Annotated in this window: 19 protein-coding genes; 12 read left to right on the top strand and 7 right to left on the bottom strand. The window is 49.8% G+C overall.

Features of this window, described 5'->3' with window-relative positions:
* The first annotated feature begins 2 nt into the window (after positions 1-2).
* Together LC073_RS02075 and LC073_RS02070 are read left to right on the top strand one after the other, a co-directional pair.
* The gene (locus tag LC073_RS02075; protein WP_226642886.1) at positions 3-1,121 is read left to right on the top strand and encodes an efflux RND transporter periplasmic adaptor subunit; all 1,119 of its coding nucleotides are present in this window, start codon (positions 3-5) and stop codon (positions 1,119-1,121) included.
* Positions 1,122-1,234: 113 nt separating this feature from the next.
* On the top strand, positions 1,235-4,345 hold the full coding sequence (locus LC073_RS02070) for an efflux RND transporter permease subunit (protein ID WP_226642885.1): 3,111 nt from the start codon (positions 1,235-1,237) through the stop codon (positions 4,343-4,345).
* Between the two features lie 117 nt (positions 4,346-4,462).
* On the opposite strand, the gene LC073_RS02065 is transcribed toward LC073_RS02070, so the two are convergent.
* From LC073_RS02065 to LC073_RS02055, 3 genes are all read right to left on the bottom strand, one after another.
* The gene (locus LC073_RS02065) at positions 4,463-5,374 is read right to left on the bottom strand and encodes an MBL fold metallo-hydrolase (RefSeq protein WP_226642883.1); all 912 of its coding nucleotides are present in this window, start codon (positions 5,372-5,374) and stop codon (positions 4,463-4,465) included.
* Positions 5,375-5,424: 50 nt separating this feature from the next.
* On the bottom strand, positions 5,425-6,330 hold the full coding sequence (locus tag LC073_RS02060; protein WP_226642881.1) for a glycerophosphodiester phosphodiesterase: 906 nt from the start codon (positions 6,328-6,330) through the stop codon (positions 5,425-5,427).
* Positions 6,331-6,422: 92 nt separating this feature from the next.
* Positions 6,423-7,904: a hypothetical protein gene (locus LC073_RS02055; protein WP_226642879.1), complete on the bottom strand. Its 1,482-nt coding sequence runs from the start codon at positions 7,902-7,904 to the stop codon at positions 6,423-6,425.
* A gap of 780 nt (positions 7,905-8,684) precedes the next feature.
* Between LC073_RS02055 and LC073_RS02050 the strand changes: the two genes are divergently transcribed.
* From LC073_RS02050 to LC073_RS02005, 10 genes are all read left to right on the top strand, one after another.
* The gene (locus LC073_RS02050; RefSeq protein ID WP_226642877.1) at positions 8,685-9,278 is read left to right on the top strand and encodes a helix-turn-helix transcriptional regulator; all 594 of its coding nucleotides are present in this window, start codon (positions 8,685-8,687) and stop codon (positions 9,276-9,278) included.
* Positions 9,275-9,703, top strand: coding sequence for a curli production assembly/transport protein CsgE (locus LC073_RS02045; protein ID WP_226642875.1), 429 nt, complete (start codon positions 9,275-9,277; stop codon positions 9,701-9,703). Before LC073_RS02050 ends, LC073_RS02045 begins: the two co-directional genes overlap by 4 nt.
* The gene (locus tag LC073_RS02040) at positions 9,703-10,122 is read left to right on the top strand and encodes a curli assembly protein CsgF (RefSeq protein WP_226642873.1); all 420 of its coding nucleotides are present in this window, start codon (positions 9,703-9,705) and stop codon (positions 10,120-10,122) included. The genes LC073_RS02045 and LC073_RS02040 overlap by 1 nt, the downstream gene beginning before the upstream one ends.
* A 30-nt stretch (positions 10,123-10,152) precedes the next feature.
* Positions 10,153-11,025 (top strand): CsgG/HfaB family protein, encoded by an 873-nt coding sequence (locus tag LC073_RS02035; protein WP_226642871.1) that lies wholly within the window; start codon positions 10,153-10,155, stop codon positions 11,023-11,025.
* A 43-nt stretch (positions 11,026-11,068) separates the two neighbouring features.
* Complete coding sequence (locus tag LC073_RS02030) at positions 11,069-11,608, top strand: hypothetical protein (RefSeq protein WP_226642869.1); 540 nt, start codon at positions 11,069-11,071, stop codon at positions 11,606-11,608.
* 970 nt (positions 11,609-12,578) lie between these two features.
* Positions 12,579-13,460 (top strand): hypothetical protein, encoded by an 882-nt coding sequence (locus tag LC073_RS02025; RefSeq protein ID WP_226642867.1) that lies wholly within the window; start codon positions 12,579-12,581, stop codon positions 13,458-13,460.
* Positions 13,461-13,971: 511 nt separating this feature from the next.
* Positions 13,972-14,994, top strand: a complete 1,023-nt coding sequence (locus LC073_RS02020; protein WP_226642865.1) for a hypothetical protein — start codon at positions 13,972-13,974, stop codon at positions 14,992-14,994.
* 401 nt (positions 14,995-15,395) lie between these two features.
* On the top strand, positions 15,396-16,286 hold the full coding sequence (locus LC073_RS02015; protein ID WP_226642863.1) for a hypothetical protein: 891 nt from the start codon (positions 15,396-15,398) through the stop codon (positions 16,284-16,286).
* Positions 16,287-16,554: 268 nt separating this feature from the next.
* Positions 16,555-17,436 (top strand): hypothetical protein, encoded by an 882-nt coding sequence (locus LC073_RS02010; RefSeq protein ID WP_226642861.1) that lies wholly within the window; start codon positions 16,555-16,557, stop codon positions 17,434-17,436.
* A gap of 424 nt (positions 17,437-17,860) precedes the next feature.
* A complete protein-coding gene (locus LC073_RS02005) occupies positions 17,861-18,739 on the top strand; it encodes a hypothetical protein (RefSeq protein WP_226642859.1) in 879 nt (292 codons plus the stop codon).
* A gap of 65 nt (positions 18,740-18,804) precedes the next feature.
* Here the strand turns inward: LC073_RS02005 and greA are convergent, their stop codons facing one another.
* The 4 genes from greA to LC073_RS01985 form a co-directional block, all read right to left on the bottom strand.
* Positions 18,805-19,281: a transcription elongation factor GreA gene (greA, locus tag LC073_RS02000; protein ID WP_226642857.1), complete on the bottom strand. Its 477-nt coding sequence runs from the start codon at positions 19,279-19,281 to the stop codon at positions 18,805-18,807.
* 85 nt (positions 19,282-19,366) lie between these two features.
* Positions 19,367-22,594, bottom strand: coding sequence for a carbamoyl-phosphate synthase large subunit (carB, locus tag LC073_RS01995; protein ID WP_226642855.1), 3,228 nt, complete (start codon positions 22,592-22,594; stop codon positions 19,367-19,369).
* A gap of 111 nt (positions 22,595-22,705) precedes the next feature.
* Positions 22,706-23,854, bottom strand: a complete 1,149-nt coding sequence (carA, locus tag LC073_RS01990; protein ID WP_226642853.1) for a glutamine-hydrolyzing carbamoyl-phosphate synthase small subunit — start codon at positions 23,852-23,854, stop codon at positions 22,706-22,708.
* Between the two features lie 330 nt (positions 23,855-24,184).
* A complete protein-coding gene (locus LC073_RS01985; RefSeq protein ID WP_226642851.1) occupies positions 24,185-24,763 on the bottom strand; it encodes a YfiR family protein in 579 nt (192 codons plus the stop codon).
* Positions 24,764-24,870: the final 107 nt, after the last annotated feature.

Raw genomic sequence — 24,870 nt, 5'->3', positions numbered from 1 at the left:
CTATGTACCGATCGCTACTCTTCGCCGCACTTTCGTTCAGCCTACTGTTGTCCGCCTGTGCGCCATCAGAGTCCACCGAACAACAAGAAAAACCCCGCCCAGCGGTGATGGTCCAACCGCAGGTGGCCAGCGCCCAACAGGATTTTTATCCCGGCGAGGTACGTGCCCGCTTCGAACCCGCCCTGGCCTTTCGCATCAGTGGCAAGCTGCAGCGGCGCCTGGTCAATGTGGGCGACCGCGTTGAACAGGGCCAGCCGCTGGCTGAACTGGACACCGAAGACCTGCTCCTGCAGCTGGATTCCGCCCGCGCACGCCTTACTTCTGCCGAGGCCGACCAGCGCCTGGCGAGCAGTGAGCTTGAGCGCCACCGCAAACTATTGCAACGCCAGTTGGTCAGCCAATCACAGTTCGATGCGGTGGAAACCCGCTTCGAAGCCAGCGATGCTCGACTGCAACAGGCCAAAGCGCAACTAGATGTGGCGCGTAATCAGGCTGCTTACGCGGAACTGAAAGCCCCGGAGAGCGGTGTTATCGCCCGTCGCATGGCCGAGGCCGGCCAGGTTGTTGCCGCCGGCCAGGGGATTTTCGAGCTTGCAGCCGACGGCGAACGCGAGGTGCGTATCGACTTGCCGGAGCAGGCGATTGGCCATTTCCGCGTCGGCCAGCCCCTGACCGTTGAACTCTGGTCGCAGCCGGGTAAATCCTTTCCCGCGCAGGTGCGCGAACTCTCCCCCGCTGCGGACCCTATCTCCCGCACCTTTGAAGCGCGCGTGGCTTTTACCAATAAAACCACCGGCATTGAAATAGGCCAGAGTGCCAGAGTCTTTGTACCTAAAGCGACAACCACCGATGTTTTACAAGTGCCCATGTCGGCAGTGAGCGCCGACAAAGGCAAAGCCTTTGTCTGGGTCCTGAATCGCGAACAGCAAACCCTACATAAAACCGAAGTCACTGTGGGCCCCTATGGCCAGGAGTTTGTACCCATTTTCTCCGGCCTAAGCGCCGATGATTGGGTCGTTGCCGCCGGTACCCACCTGTTAGCGGAAGGACAACGGGTGCGCCCGGTCGACCGCATGAATCGCCCGATCGATCCAGACCGCGCCCTAGCCCATCAGGACTAACTAGCGGCCACCCCAAAAAAAAGAATCTGACCGAGCGCAAAAAAAACGCTCCTACGAAATTGCCGAAGCGCGACCAGTTAAATCGGTCTGGGCTTCAATACAGAGAAATTGCCATGGGTTTTAACCTATCCGAATGGGCGCTGAAAAACCGCCCGCTGGTGCTCTACGCCATGATCGTGCTGGGGCTGCTGGGCGCGGCCTCCTACACCCAACTGGGGCAGAGTGAAGATCCACCCTTCACTTTCAAAGTAATGGTGATAAATACCCTTTGGCCCGGCGCCAGTGCCGAGGAAGTGTCACGCCAGATTACCGAAAGGGTGGAAAAGAAACTGCTGGAGACCGGTGACTACCAGCGCATCTCCTCTTTTTCCCGTCCGGGCCAATCGCAGGTACTGTTTGTCGCTCGCGACAATATGCATTCAAGAGATATTCCCGATCTCTGGTACCAGGTGCGTAAAAAGATCAGCGATATTCGCCATACCCTGCCACCCGATATCCACGGCCCGTTTTATAACGACGAATTCGGCACGACTTTCGGCAATATCTATGCACTGACCGGCAGTGGCTTCGATTACGCCCTAATGAAAGACTATGCCGAGCGCCTGCAGCTGGCGTTACAGCGCGTTAAAAATGTGGGCAAGGTGGAATTGCTGGGCCTGCAGGATGAAAAAATTTGGGTGGAGATTTCCAACACCAAACTCGCCTCTATGGGTATTCCCCTTAGTGCGGTGCAAAGCGCGTTGCAATCGCAAAACCAGGTTGCCGATGCAGGTTTTATTGAGACGGTAAGTGACCGCGTGCGTATTCGCGTTAGCGGCCAGTTTCACTCGGTCGATGAAATTCGCCGTTTCCCCATCACCGCCGGCGGGCGCACCCAGAGGCTCGGGGACATTGCCGAAGTACACCGCGGCTTCAGTGATCCAGCACAACCCCGTATGCGCTTTATGGGTGAGGACGCCATCGGCCTGGCAGTGTCTATGAAAGAAGGTGGCGATATTCTCAAGCTAGGCAAACAGTTGGACACTACTTTTGCCGAGCTACAGGGAGACCTGCCCCTCGGCATGCAGTTACGCAAAGTTTCCGACCAGCCCGCGGCGGTAAAACGCGGCGTGGGTGAGTTCCTGCAGGTGTTGGCGGAGGCGCTGGGCATTGTTCTGCTGGTGAGCTTTTTCTCTCTCGGCACCCGCCCCGGCTTGATCGTAGCGCTATCGATACCATTGGTGCTGGCCATGACCTTCGCACTGATGAATTACTTCAACATTGGCTTGCACAAAATTTCCCTGGGCGCCCTGGTGCTCGCTCTCGGACTGATGGTGGACGACGCCATTATCGCCGTTGAAATGATGGCCATTAAAATGGAGCAGGGGCTCAGCCGCTTGAAAGCGGCCGGCTTCGCCTGGACCAGTACCGCCTTCCCCATGCTGACCGGTACCCTGATTACCGCGGCCGGTTTCCTGCCAATTGCTACGGCCCAATCCGGCACCGGGGAGTACACCCGCTCGATCTTCCAGGTGGTCACGCTTTCGCTAATCGTCTCCTGGATTGCCGCTGTAGTTTTCGTGCCCTACCTGGGACATTACTTACTACCCAATCTGGCGCGCCACGATCACAGCGGTGAGGTTCGAGACCCCTACCAGAAACCCTTCTACCAGCGCTTCCGCCGCCTGATCACCTGGTGCTTGCGTCACCGTAAAACCGTCATAGTAGCTACCTTGGCAATCTTTATCGGTTCCCTGGCCTTGTTCCGCCTGGTACCCCAGCAGTTCTTCCCCTCTTCCGGGCGCTTGGAACTGTTGGTGGATCTCAAGCTGGCCGAGGGCGCATCACTGAAATCCACCGAGTTTCAGGCTAAGCGCCTAGAGGCACTGCTGGATAAAAATGAGCAGGTAGAAAACTACGTGGTCTATGTGGGCACCGGCTCGCCCCGCTTCTACCTACCATTGAACCAGCAACTGCCTGCGGCCAGCTTCGCCCAGTTTGTGGTGATGACCCGCAGTGTTGAGGAGCGCGAACAGGTACGCAGCTGGTTAATCGAAACCATGCAGGAGGAGTTCCCCACCCTACGCAGCCGCGTCTCCAGGCTGGAAAACGGGCCCCCGGTTGGCTATCCGGTGCAGTTTCGCATCTCTGGCGAGCATATTGGTGAGGTGCGCAGCCTGGCCCGCCAGGTAGCCGAGCGCATTCGTGAAAATTCAAAAGTGACCAACGTGCACCTGGACTGGGAGGAGCCCAGCAAAACGGTCAACCTGAATATCGACCAGGACCGTGCTCGCACCATGGGCGTGAGTAGTGCCTCGCTCTCCCGCGCCCTGCAAAGTTCCCTCACCGGAATCACCGTGAGTCAGTACCGCGAGGACAATGAGCTGATTGACGTGCGCGTGCGTGGTGATGAACAGGAGCGTTATGCCCTCGGCCAGCTGGGTAGCCTGGCGGTACAAACCAGTAGCGGCCGCAGTGTCCCCCTGAACCAGATCGCCACCCTGGAGTATGGATTCGAGGAAGGCATTATCTGGCACCGCGATCGCCTGCCCACAGTTACCGTGCGTGCCGATATCTACGGTGAGGAGCTGCCCGCAACGATAGTGAAAGAAGTCTGGCCGCGCCTGCAGAGCATTCGCGATCAGCTGCCACCCGGCTACCTGCTGGAAGTAGGCGGCACTGTGGAGGAATCCGAACGGGGGCAGAAATCGGTTAACGCCGGGATGCCGCTGTTTGTGTTGGTGGTGTTCACTCTGCTGATGTTGCAACTGCGCAGCATGTCCCTATCCGCCATGGTGTTCCTCACCGCACCTTTGGGACTGATCGGAGTTACCTTGTTCCTGTTACTGTTCGGCAAGCCATTCGGCTTTGTCGCCATGCTCGGCACCATCGCCCTGGCCGGCATGATTATGCGTAACTCGGTGATTCTGGTAGACCAGATACAGCAGGACATCAGTCAGGGCCTGAGTGCTTGGGAAGCGATCGTTGAGTCCACCGTAAGGCGTTTCCGCCCCATCGTATTAACCGCCCTCACGGCAGTACTGGCGATGATTCCGCTGTCACGCAGTGACTTCTTCGGCCCCATGGCAGTTGCCATTATGGGCGGGCTGATTGTGGCTACCGGCTTGACCCTGATCTTCCTGCCAGCACTGTATGCAGCCTGGTTCCGGGTGCGTGAGGTTAAAACGGAGACAGCGTTAGAAACTCCATCGGACTTAAATAGTGCTGAGCCCCAGGCATCCTAATAAACACTGAAGGCTTAATAAGCAAACACCAAAGCAAAAAGGCCCGGATTTTTCACTCCGGGCCTTTTTTATGTCGCTTGTTTTTTCTGGCTTTTAATAGTCAGTTTCAAACTTTGGTCAGGACTTCTTGGATTTTGCAGCCAGGGAGTCATAAACAATGCCAGTCCAAATATCTGGAGTCATAAAGCCCTTGCCATATTGCTCATCAAAATCCTTGGTCGGCTTAGCCGCAAGCACTTGATCGCGGCTTTTGCCGCTATCGATCAGTTTCTGGATGCGATCACGCAGTGTTTCCAACATGTCCCGTTGCACTTTTAACTCGGCAGTATTACTCAGAGGTCCGTGCCCGGGAATAATTTTGGTATTTTCTCCAGATAACGCCAATGCAGTATCCATAGCTTCAATCACGCCATCCACCGAGCCACCGGAGGACAAATCGATAAATGGATAAGTGCCATTGAAATAGATATCGCCCATATGAATCACATCGGCTTTGGTGAAATGCACAATGGAGTCACCATCGGTATGGGCCGGACCGACATGCTGCACTTTAACCTCATCGCCATTCCAGTGAAAAGTAGTGGCATCGGTAAAGGTGATTACCGGCAGTGCTACCGGCGGTGAGGGCTCAACCTTACGCTTAAAAGCTTCGATAAACTGCTCGGTGCCCACACGCTTGCGCACATTCTCATGGGCGACGATCACCGCACCGCTTTTACCCAGGTTTTCATTGCCACCCGTGTGATCACCATGCCAGTGGGTATTGATCACAAAGCGCAGCGGCTGGTCTGCCAGACCCGCCACCGCTTTCTGTATTTTCGCAGTAAGTGGCGCATACTGGTCATCTACCATAAAGGTGCCATCCTCTCCGACCAACACTGCGATATTGCCGCCAGCCCCCTGGAGCATATAAACATTACCTGCCACTGGCTCACTGCTGATTTCGACCGTGGTAAAGCGATCTTCTGCCAATACTGGCGCGCTTATTAGGGACGCTATCAGCGCCGCGATAGCTGCTATCTGCTTCATAAAGATTTCACTATTAATGTTGTTGTATTGTTATTTTGATATCGCCCAATTCAGGAGGCCTGCTCGAGTAACTTAGGCCTTTTTTTTGATCCCCGACCGGGTAACATGGCCATTAATAAATCCGGGCGGTCAGTAACGATGCCATCCACACCCAGAGCGATATAGCGTTGAAGATCCGCCCGCCCGTTTACTGTCCACACAGATAGATGCAGGTTGAGCTTATGCGCTGCCCGCAGAGTACCCCTGGTGACGACATCCAACCCCCAGAAATACATGGATAGTTGCATGGTCTGGTACCGAGGTGCCAGCAGCCTCTCCGCTCGTAGCAGCTGGGCAAAAAATAAAAGGCCGGCCTCCCAACTTGTAGAACCAGTCGCGGTATCTGGGCTCAAGCGCCGAAATTCTTGAATAACCCTCTGGTTAAAAGAGGAAACAATAACCTGACTTTTCTTACCACTGTGCTCCAAAACATCATTCAATATATGGGCAGCCCGTAGCTGCTCACTTTTTATGTCCAAAATTAACGGGGTCGAACCTGCTAGCTGTAAAGCTTCTTCCAGGGTGACTATTCTTAAGGGCTTATCTCGGTAGGGATAAGTCTCACCATCCCGACTCCACAGATAGGCAGCATTTAAATTGCGTAACTGTGCCAGAGTGCAGTCTTCAATAAAACCACTGCCATCCGTTGAATCCTCCAGGTTCGGATCGTGTCGCAAAACCAAATGCCCATCGGCAGTGAGCCAGAGATCTATTTCAATGGCATCTACTTCCTGTTCCACCATATACTGCAAGTATGCCTGGGTATTTCCTGGAAAGAGTCCATTGCCGCAGTCATTGCCATGGGCAATGACCAGAGGTCCTTTGCGAGCGGGAAGTTTTAGTGCAGATTCTGGCGCGACACCAGAGCGAGCATAAAAGAACAGAACAAGCAACAAAACACAGAATAAAAGAAGCATCCACATCTATTTCAGTCACCCAATCTTAATAAAACGAAACGACCGTAAACCCATTTTTTCAGTCGTCAATCTAGACTCATCCCATATAGCATTCAGGCACCAGCAGTTTGTCCAGCGGATACCTCATTCTCATCTGCCTTCTCACGGATAGATCCATTTATTCGCATATCTTTTGGCGCCTTCACCGTATCTGGCCTTGGTGTACTACGAGCTCGCCAATAGGCTCGCTGAAGCCAAAGAGGCAAGAATATGATGAGATCATAGATACGGTTGAACAGAACACCACAATGCAATGAGGTGGCCGCTAAAAGACGTAAGACTGTCGCTAATAAGTTCAGGAGAAACACTAATAAGCTCCCAAACACTGTACGTGCAGAATTTGCGAATTGCTCCAGTGGTATAGCTGTAAAGGCAAGGACCAAAGACAGAATAAATCCCAGCAGCATTTGTACCAGTCCGAGTGACCGATAGCTCTTAGACTCCACAATGGCAGGCCAGTCCATATCAGGTATACCTACGATTAATTGATCGCCCTGCAATAAAAGGCCTCTTGAGAACGACAACCCCGCCTCAGCACAGGAAAAGCACAGTAACAGAAATAACGCGAACCATAGCAAGCGCTTACGCATAGAATCTGCCAGTGAAGCAATAGAAGGAAACAAACGCGTAATCCGCAAAGACTCCATAATTACAATACCAACAACCGTTTGCAAAAAAACCAGAATTAAGGCGGCTATATCAGCTGTCGCGTACCCCCCCAGAAAACCTGCATCACCCACAATCTCCACCACTGATCGAGCGATTAACTGATGATTTAGCCAAAATCCTGCCACAACCACGAGCATCACTAGTGAGGAAATCAAGAAGCAATTGAATGAAGAGGTGGATAGAAGACGAAGACTGCGATCACTCTCCTGCAAGATTGCCTCGTAACGCAGCATATGCCCATCTAACTCTTTGCTCCGCTGAATTACAGATCCGACACTCTTGTTAATTCGCCCCAGAGTTTTCAACATTGTGCGCCAACCGGGCATCATCCGCTTCAATAGCTGATGGCGCTCCCTTATAGACTCCCGATAAGCTTCCAGGGCTTTACTTTCAGCCTTACGCATTGACTGATTAATGGTCTCCAATACATCCGCCACAACCGTATCATCTGGAGTGGGAATTTCCGTTACGGAACGAATCGCTCTGGTCCAATTTGATGGTTCTGGAGGAATTTCTGCACTGCGCACATAGTCATCATCTACAAGCTTCATCTGCTCACAGAGATGGCGATGTAATGTAGGATATTGCGCCAAATCTCGCTTTAAGGTGCCCTCTATTCGCTCGAATTCCCGCTCAATCTGCCGCTCGGTCATTTCGCGGCCCGTTGCAAGTAGTACTTCCCGATTACGCTCACGCAACCCTTGCCCCGCATGCCCCACTGAATGAGCAGCAAACAATAAAGAGCGGTGAAATAACCTTGCGAGCGAGTAAATGGTTCGGTGTGTAGGCCTTCTAACAAAGAATAATGCAACAACCGCCAAACCTATCCACAACCACAACGGCAGAACCTCTAAAGGGTAATTCATGACATTACGTTCCCTGATGGACCGAGCGATACGCCATCCTAACAGCTGAGTCGCCGACAATCGCCCAAAATGTCATACTTTATGTTGTTTTATTACGACACCCTTCTATGGAATTGAAGTGTAAGTAAAGATAATTTTCCAAGAGAAATTTCGAAGCATCCCCAGCTTCAATATTGGCATCAACACAGACCAACCTCAAAATAATAAATATTCTGATGACTTTACCAGCTTCACGGTGTCACCCAACTACCCTTTTCAACCCATCCCTCACATTTTCTGACAGAAATCCTTTTTGAAAACAGATTAAAACTGAGAGACAAAATATCGTCACAAAGTTAGCCTCTGAAAAAACGCGCAAGCTAGAAGTTAGACGTACTAGCCACTAAAAATACTCCGCCATCCCCAGTCAACCCAACGCCCAAAACTACAGCAGTGATAAAAATGGCAGGCAGCAATTTGCACACCAAACGATTAAATAATTTTAATCTCAGCTGATTCAACAAAAAAAACAGCTAGACGACACCACCCTAAAATGTACATTTTTAAAATAAAATAAGGCACTTTTTTTCCCAGACATACTCACACCCACAACTACACTCCAAACTAAATTCTCAGCAAGTGAGTCATTTCCCCTAAAACAAAGAGGTACTTTGCGTTAGCAGCGATAGCTTATAGCGATCATGAAGATCAACCAGAAAACTTTTGCGACAGGAGTCGATAACGGATTCAACTCTCAGCAATGAAAGTGATCCATCTGTTTCAAGGAGAGGTACGAGGTATATGCCGGTTCTTTTTTTTAGCAATTCCGGCCTTCAGGGCGATCTTTTATTTTCACTGTTTTCTCAGTCCATTCCCCTGCCATGGGAAAAAGCCTGTATAGGAAAACAGAGACACTATCTACAACACTATGAGGCAATCATTATCGACTGCTGGCAGATTGGCATCAACAGCTGCTCCAAGGATTTTATCTCCGACTTAAAGAAAATTAGACACCCCAAAGCTATTCTCATTAATTTTCCCGCAGACTTACCAAACCATATCTCAGAAAATCTCCGCCAAAATGGTTTCTACCTGTTGTGTGACAGCAACATCAGCCAGGAAAAGCTGATACAGCGACTCAATATTGCTATTCACAGCTGTGAAAGCAGCCACTCAGATAGCATGCAAAACTACTTACCCCTCACTCGAAGAGAACAGGAAATCCTTGGACAGCTAACCACAGGAGAACCCAACAGCGTAATCGCAACCAAACTACATTTGAGCGAACACACCGTTAAAAATCACATGTATAACATTTTTCGGAAAATCGGCGTAAAGAATCGCTTGCAAGCCAGTAACTGGGCAAAACTCAATCTCCAGGAAGAGCGAATATGAGATTAACCCCGCTGGTTTTCGCCTTCTTTGCATTAGTAGGAGTTGCTCAGGATGACACCACAGTCCCTGAAGCAGATACCGATTCAGGAAGACTGGAAGACGAAATCAGCGGGTTTAACATCGATCGAACAATTACCCGAACAGGTCATGATTTTGCCAGATATCTCAGTGAATACAGAAATCTAAATTATCCTGATGCCACTTATAACTTAACTGTTTACGAACGCCCCTCAGCTCGCTGGGGAAATCTGATATGGGTTACCTATAACGACAAAATTGTTTTTAGACGCTTTATCAGCCCAAGCACCAATAACATTCACCGCTTGGCCGATGAGGCCGCTCAATACATTAATGAGGCGGTTTTACAAGATCGCGTGAGCAGTGCCTTTATAGATAATTTTGATTTGGGAAAGGACGAATTCTAATGAACAAGAAGTGTCTCATTTATCCAGCCATCCTGGCGAGCAGCGTATTTTCCTGCAGCACTGTAATTGCAACCGAATTAATTTACGAACCAATCAATCCAAACTTTGGTGGCAATCCTTTAAACGGCACCTACTTACTACAAAATGCACAGTCGCAGGATGATCATGATGATCCAGACAAGCACGACAGCTTTTACGAACAACCAAGTGCCCTGGATCGTTTTACCGACTCCTTGGAGACACGACTACTCAACCAACTCTTAACAGATGTCGGTGATGGCAACAGTGGTGAATTAATTACCGACGATTTCATCGTACAGATTGTCGACAATGACGGTGTTCTCACCGTGTTGATTACAGACAGAAATACTGGAGATAAAAGTGAGATCGTTGTTAGTGGACTAAACCCCACGAACTAGATAAGAATCAACTCTGAAGGAAAACTGGCAATGCGTAATGCAATAAAAAAAGCCATAGCCTTGCCCGCACTGGCGTTCACACTCACTTTAAGCGGGTGTTCTGCAATTAAAAGTGTTGGTGATGCCCTCTTCGGCCCCGGGCGTACCGATGCCATGCTGACCCCACGTATGAACACTTATCGGGACTTGGTAAATCTACCGGAGCCGAAAGGTAAAATCCTGGCTGCTGTGTACAGCTTTCGCGATCAAACAGGGCAATACAAGCCAGCGCCTAACAGCAGTTTCTCCACCGCAGTTACCCAGGGTGGTGCAGCCATGTTGATGGATGTACTCAACGAGTCTGGCTGGTTTATTGCTCTAGAGCGTGAGGGTTTACAGAACCTGTTAACAGAGCGAAAGATTATCCGCGCAGGGCTCAGCAAACCGGATGCGCCAGCCAATAATAGTATTCCACTGCCAACCCTGATTGCAGCCAACGTACTCCTTGAGGGTGGCATTGTTGCCTATGACCAAAACATACAGACCGGTGGTGCCGGGGCGAGATACTTTGGTATCGGTGCGGATGAACAGTATCGTGTCGATCAGGTAACCGTTAACCTGCGTGCCATAGATATACGCTCAGGAAGAATATTACACTCGGTCTTGACATCAAAAACCGTCTACTCCAAAGCAATTAGTGCCGATGTATTTCGTTATGTAAAATTCAGGCGCCTATTAGAAATGGAAGCCGGGGTAACCTATAACGAGCCCGCTCAGCTTGCTATGCTTTCAGCCATGGAATCTGCGGTGATTCACCTGATCAGTGAAGGCATTGTGCACAACTCCTGGGCATTGGCGAATCCCGATGATATCAACAACCCCATACTGCAATACTATTTAAACGACAGCACGGTCATTATGTAGCCTTCGTAATTGGTATCAGTAGTTAACAGCGATAGAGGGAACTATGCCAAGCAGTCATAAATATCCTATTTTACTCGCAACCGTTTTCTTCAGTTTATGCACGGAGGTTTGTACTGCCACTGATCTCGATGCCAACAGCGAGTTGGCCCTAAGTAGCGAATTGAGTTCGGCAAATTTACTGTCCGTTTCCAATCTCTCGGTAATCAACCAAGAAGGTGGCGTGAACAATGTTAATGTACGCCAGTCAGGGAGAACCAATTACACATCTGCACACCAAGATGGCAATAGGAATAATCTCTCGGTGACACAGGCAGGAGAAAACAACGTCGTACTTTCACGTCAAGTAGGCGAACAAAATCTTAGTGGATTAATCCAGGTAGGTTATGAAAACTTGATAGATATCGATCAATATGGTGTGGGTAATTCCGCCGGTATTTCCCAGTTTGGCATGCAGAACAGCGCCCATGTGGAGGAAATAGGAATGTTACACAAAGTGAATATCTACCAGAGTGGCCATGGATTACATACCTCAGTAACCGTAATGGGTACAGCGACTACAACCTATATTCGCCAATTCGATTAAATATACGTATCTTTCAAAGCCACACGGTCCCAAAGATTTTTCTGGTATCTCCACAAAAAACGTCCCGCAAAGTTGCCAGGAGTAACAGCCTGGCTTCTTCTGACAAACCTCATCACAATGTTTTCCCTTTCCCCATATAAGAGTTCTTCTCTATTTTTATCATGAAAAGCTTCTAGGATGTGATCCAAAAGAACTGTGCTTCGTAAAAACTTAAGAATCTCCTTTTTACTCCCGCTTTTCTAGAACAAACAACATTCAAAAGACTCAAACTAAAACTCAACCTACCTATTAAAGAGTCAGTAAAAATAAAAGAACTATATTCCTACTTTTTAGTGACTTATGTCCTATAGCGAACAGCTCTATTTGAGACAAAACTCAATACATATCTGATCGAATGTTGTTTTACACCTCTTGGACATTTTGTCATGCAGACTTTAGGTTGTTTAGAGATCAAACTCTCAAAGCCAAACTGGCCCTCTCTAAAGAGTGGTCTCCAATGCAGTATCTGGGAGACACCTAACCTCCCCAATCGGCATGGTAGCATGAAAGCCGTTATTGTGAAATTTGTCCAGCATTAAGGAAGTGAAATTTGCTGGCAGCAGTATTCACTCGTTAGTTTACAGTGAATTAAATCCCTTCAAGGGAAGCATGTAGCTAATCTGGCTCTAGTACAAGAAAATGTTCTAGTGTCAATCAACACAGGATAGTGTTGATTACTTTAACGTCTGCAGTAAAGGAGTACTATATTATGACGTTATTCCCTCCCCTAATTGTCTTTGCATCTATCTGTACACAGAAGCAGTAATCAGAAGCTCTGGCAGTAAAAAATACCATTCAAATTTGGTTTAAAGAATCCCTAGTTACCTTTCGGGTCGGTATTGGTAACTTCGGTATATCGCACCAGTAGAACTACCGATCACCTTTTTACAATGGATGTCATTTACACGTAATAGGAAGTTAGAGGTTTACGATGAAAAAGTTAGCTCCAATCGCCGCTGCAATCGCTCTTACTGCTACTGCAGGAGCCCTCGCAGATAACAACACGGCAGTTCAGACCCAGGCAGGTGTTACAAACGTGGCAACTGCGGTACAAGTCGGTCCCCTTGTTAACAACAACAGCATTTTTCAGACCCAAGCTGGATTATTAAATGTTTCGACCGCAGTGCAATCTGTAGGCGCCAGTTTCAACAATATCGCTCATACACAGACCGGCGCCTTCAATGCGGCGACATCTTTCCAAGCAGGCTCAACCGCCACATCTGCAGCTATCACTCAAGGGGGGATAGGTAACTTTGGCCTAACCACTCAGACAGCCCCAGCTTTAGGAAGCTCTGCAAGTATTAACCAAGCTGGCGGTTTCAACTTTGCAAGTACATTGCAGGTTATAAGCACGTTTGATACAGCCACTATCAATCAAAACGGGCTACTTAATCTAGCTGCGGTTATTCAACCACTAGGTGCAGGCAATTTTGCCACAGTAAATCAAACTGGTGTTCTAAACGCTGCCTTCCACACACAAGTAGGAATTGTTAACCTCTCTTCTTCAACTCAGACCGGTGCACTGAACAGCGCTACAGCCGTTCAAGCCGGCTCTTTTAACGGATCATTCATAGAGCAGGATGGCGCATTGAACCTTGCTTTTCATGGTCAGACAGGTTCTCTTAATGCCGCTCTTACTAGTCAAAATGGTATCTTAAATGCTGCAACCACTGTCCAAGCAGGTATAGGTAACGATTCATTTACCTCCCAGACTGGATTGCTCAACCTCCACACAACAACTCAACTTGGTCTTAATGAAACTGCAATCGCAAACCAAGTAGGCATAGGTAATGTCGGCGTGATTTTACAGTAGATCTTACTGTAGCTTCTTAGAGAGAGAATATCTTGAGGCGGTCATTATTTGACCGCCTTTTTTATGGAAAGTTTATCCTGTAAGTAAGAAGAGATTTTGCGACCTTATTTAAGCCAGCGGTCCAACAAGACGGTAACCCAGCAGTTATTTTCGCTAAATACATTTCCCTATAACTCACGGCTATTTAAGAAAAAACCCTGTGGCACTCGAATATCTATGCGGATGAAAAACACACTTTCTTCCTAGGTGATCGAAACTTATCTCCTATGGCTGTTTCTTATCATTCCCACAAGACTCTACTCAGCATCAAGCTGAATTCTACGAGGTACCTATGTTTTTTCCTAGAACTCAATATGGGCCTAGCGTCCATTTGAAACTCCTGGAAAAAAACCTCAACGATTTTTCCCCACACCAGGAAAATAAATTTTCACGCAAGCTTCCGATGCTGTTTTGATAATCTCTCTAGCAAATAAGCTTTCAAGCTAAATCTGATATCTCTAAGGAGTAACCGATGAAAAAGTATACCCCGATTGCTGCTGGTATTTTCCTGGCAATTGCCGCCAGTGGAACTCTGGCCCAGACAATTATCGTCAATCAGGCTGGTATGGGAAATGCCGTAGCCCCTACTGTTGACGCCACTGTGACCAATAGTGCTATTGTCGTTACGCAGAATGGCGACGTCAACGTCTCTGTTCCCCAGCAAACAGGCCTCACTAGTTTTGGTTTGATTGGCCATACTCAGACCGGCGACGCGAACATTGCAAATTCCGTGCAGAATACTGTTTTTCTTTCCTCTGCCTTAGTTACCCAGGTGGGCGACATGAACTTGGCCGGTACCAGCCAGACGGCTGCCATCGGATCATCGGCTTCAATTGCTCAAAATGGCACTCTTCAGTCTGCACAAATTAACCAATTTGTTGTCCTTGGAAACTCAGCCACAGTAAACCAGGAGATGGTTGCCGGGCCAAACTTTGCGGAGGTAAATCAATCTTTTGGAGTAGGAAATTCTACTGTTGTTAGTCAAAAATCAGGAGGTTCTGGCCTCAATTCAGCTACGACTACACAGATTGGTGGCTTTTTCAATTCCATTGACGTCTACCAACAGGGTAGAGGTCAACTTGCAACTGTCTCGCAAATAGGCGGATCAGGAAATACCTCTAATTCTTTCCAGAAAATTGGCCCCAACACGCTTAGTGTCGCTCAATCAGGTAATGGAAACACCAGTGACATCGAGCAGTATTGGGAATTCAACTTAGCTGTAGTTAACCAGTCGGGAAATAATAACGAGTCTTTTATTGAACAATTAACCAAAAGTAACGTTGCTCAAGTAGCCCAGTCTGGCAATACGAACTCATCCACCGTAAGTCAGTTTGGAGGCGATGCTAATATGACCTTCATTACTCAGAATACAGATAATGCCACAATGGAAGCCATTCAAAATGGCAATATGAATGTAATCAATGTAACACAAAATTTCGCTAGCAATATATCCGTCACTCAGAATGGTGATGGCCATATGTTTATGTTTCCGTAGAATTATTGCTTGAGTTCATATAAGAGCTGACCCTAACCGGGTCAGCTCCCCTCCCAAAACGCATTCCAATCTATCCCTCACAAACTTGATTACTAAAATCATGAGGGCATACCACACACGAACGACGGAAAATAGAAATTAACTCTTAACTCCCGCAATCGAAAATCATTATTTGACACACCAATAAAAAAATAACGTCAATCATTCAACCCACAGAAAAAACTTAAACATTAAACGACTTTCAAAAGCTTTTAATGTCAAAAATAATGTTTACTGAATTGACTCAACTAAAGTTAAATCAGAAAAATGATTTATTAAAAATCACAGGGCACCAATAAACTAGCGAGTTTACAAGGATACCCCCAGAAAGAAATATACGCAGCAGTATACAGGAGTTAAACGTGAAAAAGATTACAGCTCTGTCGCTGTCAATTATGGCGTCTGCTAGCGGGCTCACATATGCGGCAGGAAACACAACAACGTTAGAGCAAAATGGCAACATCAATAACGCTTTTGTTGATCAAACTGACAACAGTACTATCGACAGTTCAATAGAAATCTTACAGAGTGGCAATCTCAATAGTGCTGAAGCCGCTCAGAAAAATGAAACTGATAGCCTCATTTACCAGGTTCAAGAAGATAAACTAAACGAAGTCTACAGCCTGCAAATGGGAGGTATTGGAAATGAAGCCCTGATTTTTCAGATGGGTATGGATAACCACGCCAATACCTATCAGGTTTCTACACAAAATAGCCAAGCTAAAATACATCAGAATGGCATCGGTAATGAGGCGGAAATTCAACAGCATCTAGGTAGTGACAATATCTCAATTATCGAACAAAAAGGCCATATTCATGGCGCATTAGTTGGTCAGTATGCCAGCTTTAATTCAGAGGCACATATTTTCCAAGACGGCTCCTACCACGAAGCAATGATTAGCCAGAAAGGGACTGGCCACTATGCACATATCTCCCAAACAGGATTTTCACATTCTGCCGAAATTTCCCAGTCCGACATGTATAACGAAGCGGATATCCTGCAAAAAGGCGAAAGTAACCACAGCACAATTGTTCAAGTTTCTTGGTACAACAGTGCCTTTGTCACTCAGGATGGCTATCTGAACCAAGCTACGATTATGCAGTCAGGCAATGGTGGTTTGGGTGGTGGACACATGGTAGTTGTTAATCAATCTGGCGGCATGAATACAGCTACAGTGATACAAAGCGGTTTTTCTGAATCGACAAATATTACCCAAACCGGCTACGGCAACACTGCCATAGTGAACCAATAAATATCTCCTATCCCAGTAGAAGTCAAAGATTAAAGTTAATTTTTGGCTTCTATACCTATTTATCCCACCGCAAGTACAGCCCTTTTGTGCTCCCCTTTTAGCACTTACCTTTAAACACCTACCATATTTTAAATACTTACCTATAGAGCCCTTTACTGAGAATTAAGTCCCAGAAACCACCCACAATTCTCTCATGGTGACACTTATTTTTTGTAGCAAGAATTAATAGGTAACCAAGCCTCCCATTTATGCAGTTGTGGAGAAACCTATGACGCACTTTAGCAAGCTGCTTTTCGCTGCCACCATACTAACCAGCTACTCTCTTTCAGCTCAAGCTGATGACCAAACTGTCCTCCAAGTTCAAATTGGTATTGGAAACAATGCAACCGCTAATCAGCAATCTCCCCTCAACCAAAGTAACTTAATTATCCAGGAGCAGATTGGCTTTTATAACGACGCAATAGCAAATCAGATAGTAGAAGTCGGTAGTACCGTCGCACAATATCAAACGGGACAACAACATTCATCTGAGGTCAGCCAGGCTTTCGGGAGTGGCAATGCCGGACAGAGCGTGCAGATTGGTACCAATAGCAAATCGATAACCTTTCAGATCAACCAGGTTCAAGGCTTCTCTTTACACACCCAGGATGGACAAAGTCACTTTGCTTTAACCATTCAAAGACTGGGGTTCAATAACAGTATTCAAATTCAGCAAAATGATCGCCTGAATATAGCAACGGCCAGCCAGGTAACAAACTTTAATGGTGATATCAATATTATGCAGACGGGTCTATTAAATAGAGTTGACAGTCACCAGCAAGGATTTTCTCATGAAGCCTCTTTAGTTCAGAGCGGGGGATTCAATAACACCAGTACTATTCAGCAAGGCAACTATCAATGTGCGACAACGATGCAAACCGGAGTGGATAACCTGATTGATCTTGCTCAAACAGGTGACAGCAATATTGGATCGGTCACTCAATTGGGCTTTAGCAATGGGGCTTTTTTGGTTCAATCTGGCAGCAACCTTAAGGCGAATGCCGGACAATTTGGCGGTTTTAATCATGTATCTCTTTGGCAATCCGGAACAAATCAAAGTATTGATATTCTTCAGATAGGAGTTAACAATCAAAGCCATATTATTCAATAAGATCTTACCATGACTGTTTTAATTTAATGCCAGTTGCTGCTGGCATTTTTTCAAATTACTTTTACCTTCGATTTAGTCTTTGCTAAAACTTCTCTCTCAGCCAAATAGCACTTCTCTCCTATGGCTTTTCTTTGACACTGAAGCAACACTAAAAGGGACGGAACGAAATTATGGACTCCTAAGCAGTATCAGGGATGTCAACTAAAATGTGCCAGATTTATCCCCTCTTCGACTTTCTATCGATTCAACCTTTTTACTCAGACACTTTACGTCCGAGCTTGCCTAGACAAATTACAGTGGTGCCGCCAGAAAAATTTTAGCGCCTCACTGTAACAGCTCTCGCTAACTACACAGTACGCCAGATCAGCAAGTTTACGCTGTCCCCTATCGTGATGCTCTTTTTTAAGTAGTAATGGAGATACTCATGAAAATTTTTACCCCAATTCCTGCCGCTATGGTCTTAATCCTTAGTGGCAACGCTTTTTCCGACAGCAATACTGCTTATCAGGATCAAAACGGTATTGGCAACAACGCTTATGTTGACCAAGCGGGCCCCGGTAGCCATCACAACCTGGTTCATCAGGAGCAACATCAGGGGTTCAATACCGCCGTTAGTATCCAGGTCTATGAACACCACAGTACGGTTCTTCAATACCAGGATGGGACTAGTAACTACGCGAATGCTTTTCAGAAAGGTGGATCTGACAATACCGCAATGAGTGAGCAATCTGGCATCGACAATAACTCCTTAACCTTCCAATTTGGTGAGCACAGTAGCTTCTCCATCCACACTCAGGAAGGTATCGGTAATACCGCTTGGACCTACCAACAATCGGGTAGTAGCAACCAGGCAACTATCTTGCAAAACAGTGATTTCAGTAACGCTACTGTAACTCAGGTAGGTAGCCATGGCAGTGAGGCCATGCTCTCGCAAGGTGGTGAAATGAATCGGGGTGATATTTTACAAATTGGAGAGTTTCACAAGGCCCACTTAATCCAGGGGGATGGCGGTAAAAACGACGCCGATATTCGCCAACTGGGCCACAGTCATGAAGCCAAAATGTATCAGGATGGCTGGTATAACGAGGCAGATATTTCCCAGGCCGGTAGCAACCATTTTGGTAAAACCATGCAGTATGGCTACGGCAATGATGTGTACCTGGGCCAAATCGGTGAAAATCATCACGCCGAAGCCATTCAAAACGGTTGGAATAATAACAGCCTCGTTGCCCAGTTTGGCTACAATGAGACCGCCAAAGTTCACCAGCACGGTGAAAACAACCAAAGTTTCGTTTCCCAGTAAAGCTGCTCCTGCCCCCAAGAAAAAAGGCGGCCCCTGGCCGCCCTTTTTCTTTCTTAGAGACCTTGTTACAGGTGCTCTACGGTATCGATTTCATATTCCACCGTACCGGAAGGTGTGTGGACTACAACCACCTCACCAACCTCTTTGCCAATCAGGGCACGGGCAATGGGGGAATTCACCGAGATTTTGTGCTTCTTCACATCGGCTTCGTCGTCACCAACAATTTTATAAGTGACTTCTGCATCGTCATCCAGGTGGATGATGGTTACCGTAGTGCCAAAGATCACTTTGTCACTGGGCTCAATCGATTTCACATCGATCACTTGGGCGTGGGACAGCTTAGCTTCAATCTCTTGAATACGGCCTTCAATAAAGCCCTGCTTCTCCCGCGCCGCATGGTATTCGGCATTTTCCTTTAAATCACCGTGTTCGCGTGCCTCGGCAATGGCTTCCACCACCGCTGGGCGTTCGACTTTTTTCAGATTTTCCAATTCTGAACGCAGCGCTTCAGCGCCTTCGACGGTCATTGGTACCCGGTTCAATGTGGGACCTCCATTATAGTTACTACGCAACCGGGCCCTGTGTCACCACAAGGCCCGGTCGGAACTGACGAATTATTGTAGATGCTTAGGACAGCTTAACCACACGCTGGTGCAGGTCCTGCAGGCGACGTACCTGCAGCGGCTGCTCCTGGCGCATGGCCATCGCCATTGCCTGAGCAGCCGCCAAGGTGGTGGTGTAACACACCTGGTGGTTCTCAGCACTGCGGCGGATATCCGCGGAATCGCGAATCGCCTGGCGACCCTCGGTGGTGTTTACCACCAATGCGATCTCGTCGTTCTTGATCATATCGACGATATGCGGGCGCCCCTCACTCATCTTGTTGACGGTTGTAACGGGAATATCGTTATCTTGCAAGACCTTGGCGGTGCCTCGGCTGGCTATGACCTCGAAGCCCAGCTCCACCAGATCGCGGGCCACACCCACAGCATCAGCCTTGTCGAAATCGCGTACCGAGATAAATACTCGGCCGGACTCCGGCAGGCGATCGCCAGCGGCAACCAAGCCTTTGTCGAAAGCTTCTGCGAAGGTCGCGCCCACGCCCATCACTTCGCCGGTGGACTTCATCTCTGGGCCGAGAATCGGGTCCACTTTCGGGAACTTGTTGAAGGGGAATACAGACTCTTTGACGGAGTAGTAATCCGGAACGATCTCTTCGGTAAAACCCTGCTCTTGCAGGCTGATACCCGCCTGACAGCGCGCAGCCACTTTCGCCAGGGAGGTACCGATGCACTTGGACACGAACGGTACAGTACGGGAAGCGCGCGGGTTCACCTCGATCACGTAGATCTCGCCGTCCTGATAGGCCAGCTGGGTGTTCATCAGGCCAACCACGCCCAGTTCACGGGCCATGGCTTTCACTTCTTCGCGCATACGGTCCTGCACATCTGCCGGCAAGCTGTAGGGCGGCAGGGAGCAGGCGGAGTCACCGGAGTGAACGCCACACTGTTCGATGTGCTGCATGATGGCGCCGATTACAACGTCCTTGCCATCGGATACCGCGTCGATATCCACCTCAATAGCGGCGTTGAGGAAGTGGTCCAGCAGAACCGGTGCTTCGTCGGAAACCTGCACCGCTTCTTTCATGTAAGTGAGCAGCTCGTCTTCCTTGTAGACGATCTCCATGGCGCGGCCACCCAGTACGTAAGACGGGCGCACCACCAGCGGGTAGCCCACCTCTTTTGCAGCCTGAATAGCTTCAGAGACAGAGCGCACGATGGCGTTCTTCGGCTGCTTGAGGCCGAGACGCATAATCATCTGCTGGAAGCGTTCGCGGTCTTCGGCGCGGTCGATCTGCTCTGGGGTGGTACCGATAATCGGCACACCTTCGTTGGCGAGGTAGCGCGCCAGATTCAGCGGAGTCTGGCCACCAAACTGTACAATCACGCCTTCCGGCTTCTCTTTTGCAACGATTTCCAGAACGTCTTCCAGGGTTACCGGCTCGAAGTAGAGGCGGTCGGAAGTGTCATAGTCCGTGGAAACGGTCTCCGGATTACAGTTGACCATGATGGTCTCGTAACCGTCTTCGCGCATCGCCAGGGCGGCGTGTACACAACAGTAGTCGAACTCGATGCCCTGACCGATACGGTTGGGGCCACCGCCGAGCACCATGATTTTCTTCTTGTTAGACGGCTCCGCTTCGCACTCCTCATCGTAGGTGGAGTACATGTAAGCCGTGGAGGTGCTGAACTCAGCGGCACAGGTGTCCACACGCTTGTAAGATGGGAAGACGCCCAGCTTGTGGCGGAACTCGCGCACGGTCTTCTGGCTCACCCCCAGCAGATCTGCCAGGCGGCGATCGGAGAAGCCTTTGCGTTTGAGGAAGCGCATATACTCGGCTGTCAGCGCCGAGGTGGGTAGGGACTTGAGCGGCTCTTCGATTTTGATCAGCTCTTCGATCTGCACCAGGAACCAAGGATCGATACCGGACAAGTCGTAAATTTCGCCGACACTCATGCCCAGGCGGAAGGCATCGCCCACATACCAAATGCGCTCGGCGCCCGGAACGGAGAGTTCTCGGCGCACACGGTTCTCGGCACCGTCTTTTTTCGGGTTGACCTTGCTTTCCAGGCCAAAACTGCCCACTTCCAGGCCGCGCAGAGCTTTCTGCAGGGACTCCTGGAAAGTTCGGCCAATCGCCATCACTTCACCCACCGATTTCATTTGGGTGGTCAGGCGCGCATCGGCTTCACCGAATTTCTCGAAAGTAAAGCGCGGAATCTTGGTGACAACGTAGTCGATAGATGGCTCGAAGGACGCCGGGGTAGCGCCGCCGGTGATATCGTTTTGCAACTCATCCAGGGTGTAGCCCACCGCCAGCTTGGCCGCGACCTTGGCAATCGGGAAGCCGGTAGCCTTGGAGGCCAGTGCGGAGGAGCGGGATACCCGCGGGTTCATCTCGATCACAACCATGCGGCCAGTCTTCGGGCAGACGCCGAACTGAACGTTGGAGCCACCGGTCTCAACGCCGATCTCGCGCAGTACCGCGATGGAGGCGTTTCGCATCAGCTGATATTCCTTATCGGTCAGCGTCTGCGCCGGGGCAACGGTGATGGAGTCGCCGGTGTGAACGCCCATCGGGTCGAAGTTCTCGATGGAACATACGATGATGCAGTTGTCGTTCTTATCGCGAACCACTTCCATCTCGTACTCTTTCCAGCCCAGCAGGGATTCGTCGATCAGCAGTTCGTTGGTGGGGGAAAGGTCGAGACCGCGCTTACAGATCTCTTCAAACTCCGGCCAGTTGTAGGCCACACCACCACCGGAACCGCCCATGGTGAAGGACGGGCGGATAATGACCGGGAAGCCAAACTCCTCCGGTACCGCCTTTGCCTCTTCCATGGAGTGGACGATCTTGGCGCGCGGGGTTTCCAGGCCAATGGCCTTCATAGCCTTGTCGAAGAGGTCGCGGTCTTCGGCTTTCTCGATGGCGTCTTTGTCCGCACCGATCAGCTCGACATTGAACTTCTCCAGGACACCGTGCTTGTCCAGGTCCAGGGCACAGTTCAGCGCCGTCTGGCCGCCCATGGTGGGCAGGATGGCATCGGGACGCTCCTGCTCAATAATCTTGGCGACAGTCCGCCACTCGACCGGCTCAATGTAGGTGGCGTCAGCCATGGCCGGGTCGGTCATGATGGTGGCCGGATTGGAGTTCACCAGGATAACCCGATAACCCTCTTCGCGCAGCGCCTTACAGGCCTGGGCACCGGAGTAGTCAAATTCGCACGCCTGGCCGATCACGATGGGGCCTGCGCCGATAATCAGAATGCTTTGGATATCTGTGCGTTTTGGCATCTTTCTTCCGTTCTACTACCGGCTCGGGCCGGCTGCGCTAATTTCATTCGTGTCTTGTTAAAACCGCCGCAAAAGCGGCGGTTAATTGCCCTACCCTGGGCAGCTGCGCCCTCAGGCGCGCTCTTTCATCAGATCAATAAAGTGGTCGAAAAGCGGCGCCACATCGTGTGGGCCCGGGCTCGCTTCCGGGTGCCCCTGGAAGCTGAAAGCCGGCTTGTCTGTCAAACGAATGCCCTGCAAGGTGCCGTCGAACAGGGACTTGTGGGTAACCTCCACATTGTCCGGCAGGCTGTCGGCATCCACTTCGAAACCATGGTTCTGCGCGGTGATCATCACCTTGGTGCTGTTCAGGTCTTGTACCGGGTGGTTACCACCGTGGTGACCGAACTTCATCTTGGCCGTCTTGCCGCCTACCGCAAGGCCCAGCAACTGATGGCCCAGGCAGATGCCGTAAGTGGGGATGCCGGCATCGAGGATTTCACGGATAGCGGTAATCGCGTATTCGCAAGGCTCGGGGTCACCGGGACCATTGGACAAGAAGACGCCGTTGGGATTCATCGCCAGCACTTCAGAGGCCGGGGTTTCCGCTGGTACCACGGTGATGTCACAACCGCGATCCACCAGCATACGCAGGATATTGCGCTTCACACCGAAATCATAAGCGATCACTTTGAAGGGTTGCTCCGGCGCGGCCTTGTGACCTTCCCCGAGAGTCCAGGAGCCCTCGCTAAAGGGATAGGCTTCCTTGGTACTGACCACCTTGGCCAGATCCATCCCTTTCAGGCCGGCAAATGCCTTGGCCTTGGCCAGGGCTTCTTCGCGGTCGATATTGTCGCCGGCGACGATGCAACCGCTCTGTGCGCCCTTGTCACGCAGCAGGCGAGTCAGGCGGCGAGTGTCGATATCGGCGATACCGACGATATTGCGATCGCGCAGGTAGTCTTCCAGGGACTGCTCGTTGCGGAAGCTGCTGGCCAGCAGCGGCAAGTCGCGGATTACCAGGCCCGCGGCCCAGATATCGGCGCATTCTTCGTCTTCCTGGTTGGTGCCAGTATTGCCGATGTGTGGATAAGTCAGAGTCACAATCTGGCGGGCATAGGAGGGATCGGTAAGGATCTCCTGGTAGCCGGTCATTGAGGTGTTGAACACCACCTCGCCAACAGAACTGCCGTGGGCGCCGATCGCGCGTCCTTCAAAGACGCTACCATCTGCGAGCACCAGCAGGGCGGGAGTTGTACTCTGCATAAAGTTGTGGGGCATGAAGGCCTCCGACGTAGGGACAGCTTTAGTCAAATTGAACTCCAATCTTCAGAACTGCTTCCGGGCGGGGTTTGCGGGCTTTGGAGCATACAGGCTCCCGGCTGGCGCGCGCATAAAAAAGCGAGATGAAACATCGCAGCTTCATCTCGCTTTAAAAATCTATTCACGCGCGGCTCTCACAAATTGGCCGATGCTTGCCACCGGCTTTTAGCGGACTCGCGCGTGCAATTTAGCTACGCGACACCAGCCCAAATTCGGGCGCAGATTCTACGCGAAATCCCCTCTGGACGCTAGTGCAAAAATACGCCAAACGCGGCCAAGGGATCTTCCTCAGTCTGGTTTTTGTCCAAGACGAAATAAGCTGTTGCCCATTTTTAACTCCGCCTTCTCCAGCATGGTTTTATTCATGCGCAAAGCCACTTCACCGCCGGAATCGGCAAACTCGATCATTCCGCCGGTTGCAGCAAAGCGATCGGCATCGCTCACCGTAAGGACCGGGAAGAATTCTACAGTAACCAGCGCTTTAAGCAGATTGGCGCGATCCATAGAACCGAGAATCACAATCTGACACTTGCGCGCACGCAGTATATCCTTGAGCTCAATTTTCTCCAGCGCTACCTTGCGCCCGTCAATACGCTGGTTTCGGAAACGCTCCGCCAGAGTCTCTCCCAGGGAATCCCCACCCATCAGGCACACCTTGAATGGGGCAGTGTAGTTATCAAAAGCGTTGACCGGCCACTGCAGGTTGTAGGCGAAATGAACGATGTAATCCACCATCACACGCCGCCCCAAGGGGGTATCGGAAAGATGCACTGCGGCCAGGGTAAATGGCGCAATCAGCAAGCTCAACAACAGGGAGAAAATCAGGGATAGTCGGGAAACGGGTGGTCTGAGGCAGTGTGTCTTCACGGTCAGTTTAACCCTGCGGTTTACACCAGCTGCCGGCGACAGAGGCGGTCCCGGCAGAGAGTGTCTATCGGCGGATACCAGGGCAAACTATTTGCCGAGGCTTGATG

The organism is Microbulbifer variabilis, assembly GCF_020524905.1.
Classification (GTDB): domain Bacteria; phylum Pseudomonadota; class Gammaproteobacteria; order Pseudomonadales; family Cellvibrionaceae; genus Microbulbifer; species Microbulbifer variabilis_A.
The sequence above is the reverse complement of the archived record's forward strand: the minus strand, read 5'-3'. Positions and strand labels throughout refer to the sequence as shown.

Coding starts and splice junctions, on each gene's coding strand:
- LC073_RS02020 (WP_226642865.1), top strand. CDS start 13,972: ATGAAAAAGTATACCCCGATTGCTGCTGGTATTTTCCTGGCAATTGCC.
- LC073_RS02050 (WP_226642877.1), top strand. CDS start 8,685: ATGCCGGTTCTTTTTTTTAGCAATTCCGGCCTTCAGGGCGATCTTTTA.
- LC073_RS02030 (WP_226642869.1), top strand. CDS start 11,069: ATGCCAAGCAGTCATAAATATCCTATTTTACTCGCAACCGTTTTCTTC.
- LC073_RS02005 (WP_226642859.1), top strand. CDS start 17,861: ATGAAAATTTTTACCCCAATTCCTGCCGCTATGGTCTTAATCCTTAGT.
- LC073_RS02070 (WP_226642885.1), top strand. CDS start 1,235: ATGGGTTTTAACCTATCCGAATGGGCGCTGAAAAACCGCCCGCTGGTG.
- LC073_RS02045 (WP_226642875.1), top strand. CDS start 9,275: ATGAGATTAACCCCGCTGGTTTTCGCCTTCTTTGCATTAGTAGGAGTT.
- LC073_RS02075 (WP_226642886.1), top strand. CDS start 3: ATGTACCGATCGCTACTCTTCGCCGCACTTTCGTTCAGCCTACTGTTG.
- LC073_RS02040 (WP_226642873.1), top strand. CDS start 9,703: ATGAACAAGAAGTGTCTCATTTATCCAGCCATCCTGGCGAGCAGCGTA.
- LC073_RS02025 (WP_226642867.1), top strand. CDS start 12,579: ATGAAAAAGTTAGCTCCAATCGCCGCTGCAATCGCTCTTACTGCTACT.
- LC073_RS02060 (WP_226642881.1), bottom strand. CDS start 6,330: ATGCTTCTTTTATTCTGTGTTTTGTTGCTTGTTCTGTTCTTTTATGCT.
- LC073_RS02010 (WP_226642861.1), top strand. CDS start 16,555: ATGACGCACTTTAGCAAGCTGCTTTTCGCTGCCACCATACTAACCAGC.
- LC073_RS02055 (WP_226642879.1), bottom strand. CDS start 7,904: ATGAATTACCCTTTAGAGGTTCTGCCGTTGTGGTTGTGGATAGGTTTG.
- carA (WP_226642853.1), bottom strand. CDS start 23,854: ATGCCCCACAACTTTATGCAGAGTACAACTCCCGCCCTGCTGGTGCTC.
- LC073_RS02065 (WP_226642883.1), bottom strand. CDS start 5,374: ATGAAGCAGATAGCAGCTATCGCGGCGCTGATAGCGTCCCTAATAAGC.
- LC073_RS02035 (WP_226642871.1), top strand. CDS start 10,153: ATGCGTAATGCAATAAAAAAAGCCATAGCCTTGCCCGCACTGGCGTTC.
- carB (WP_226642855.1), bottom strand. CDS start 22,594: ATGCCAAAACGCACAGATATCCAAAGCATTCTGATTATCGGCGCAGGC.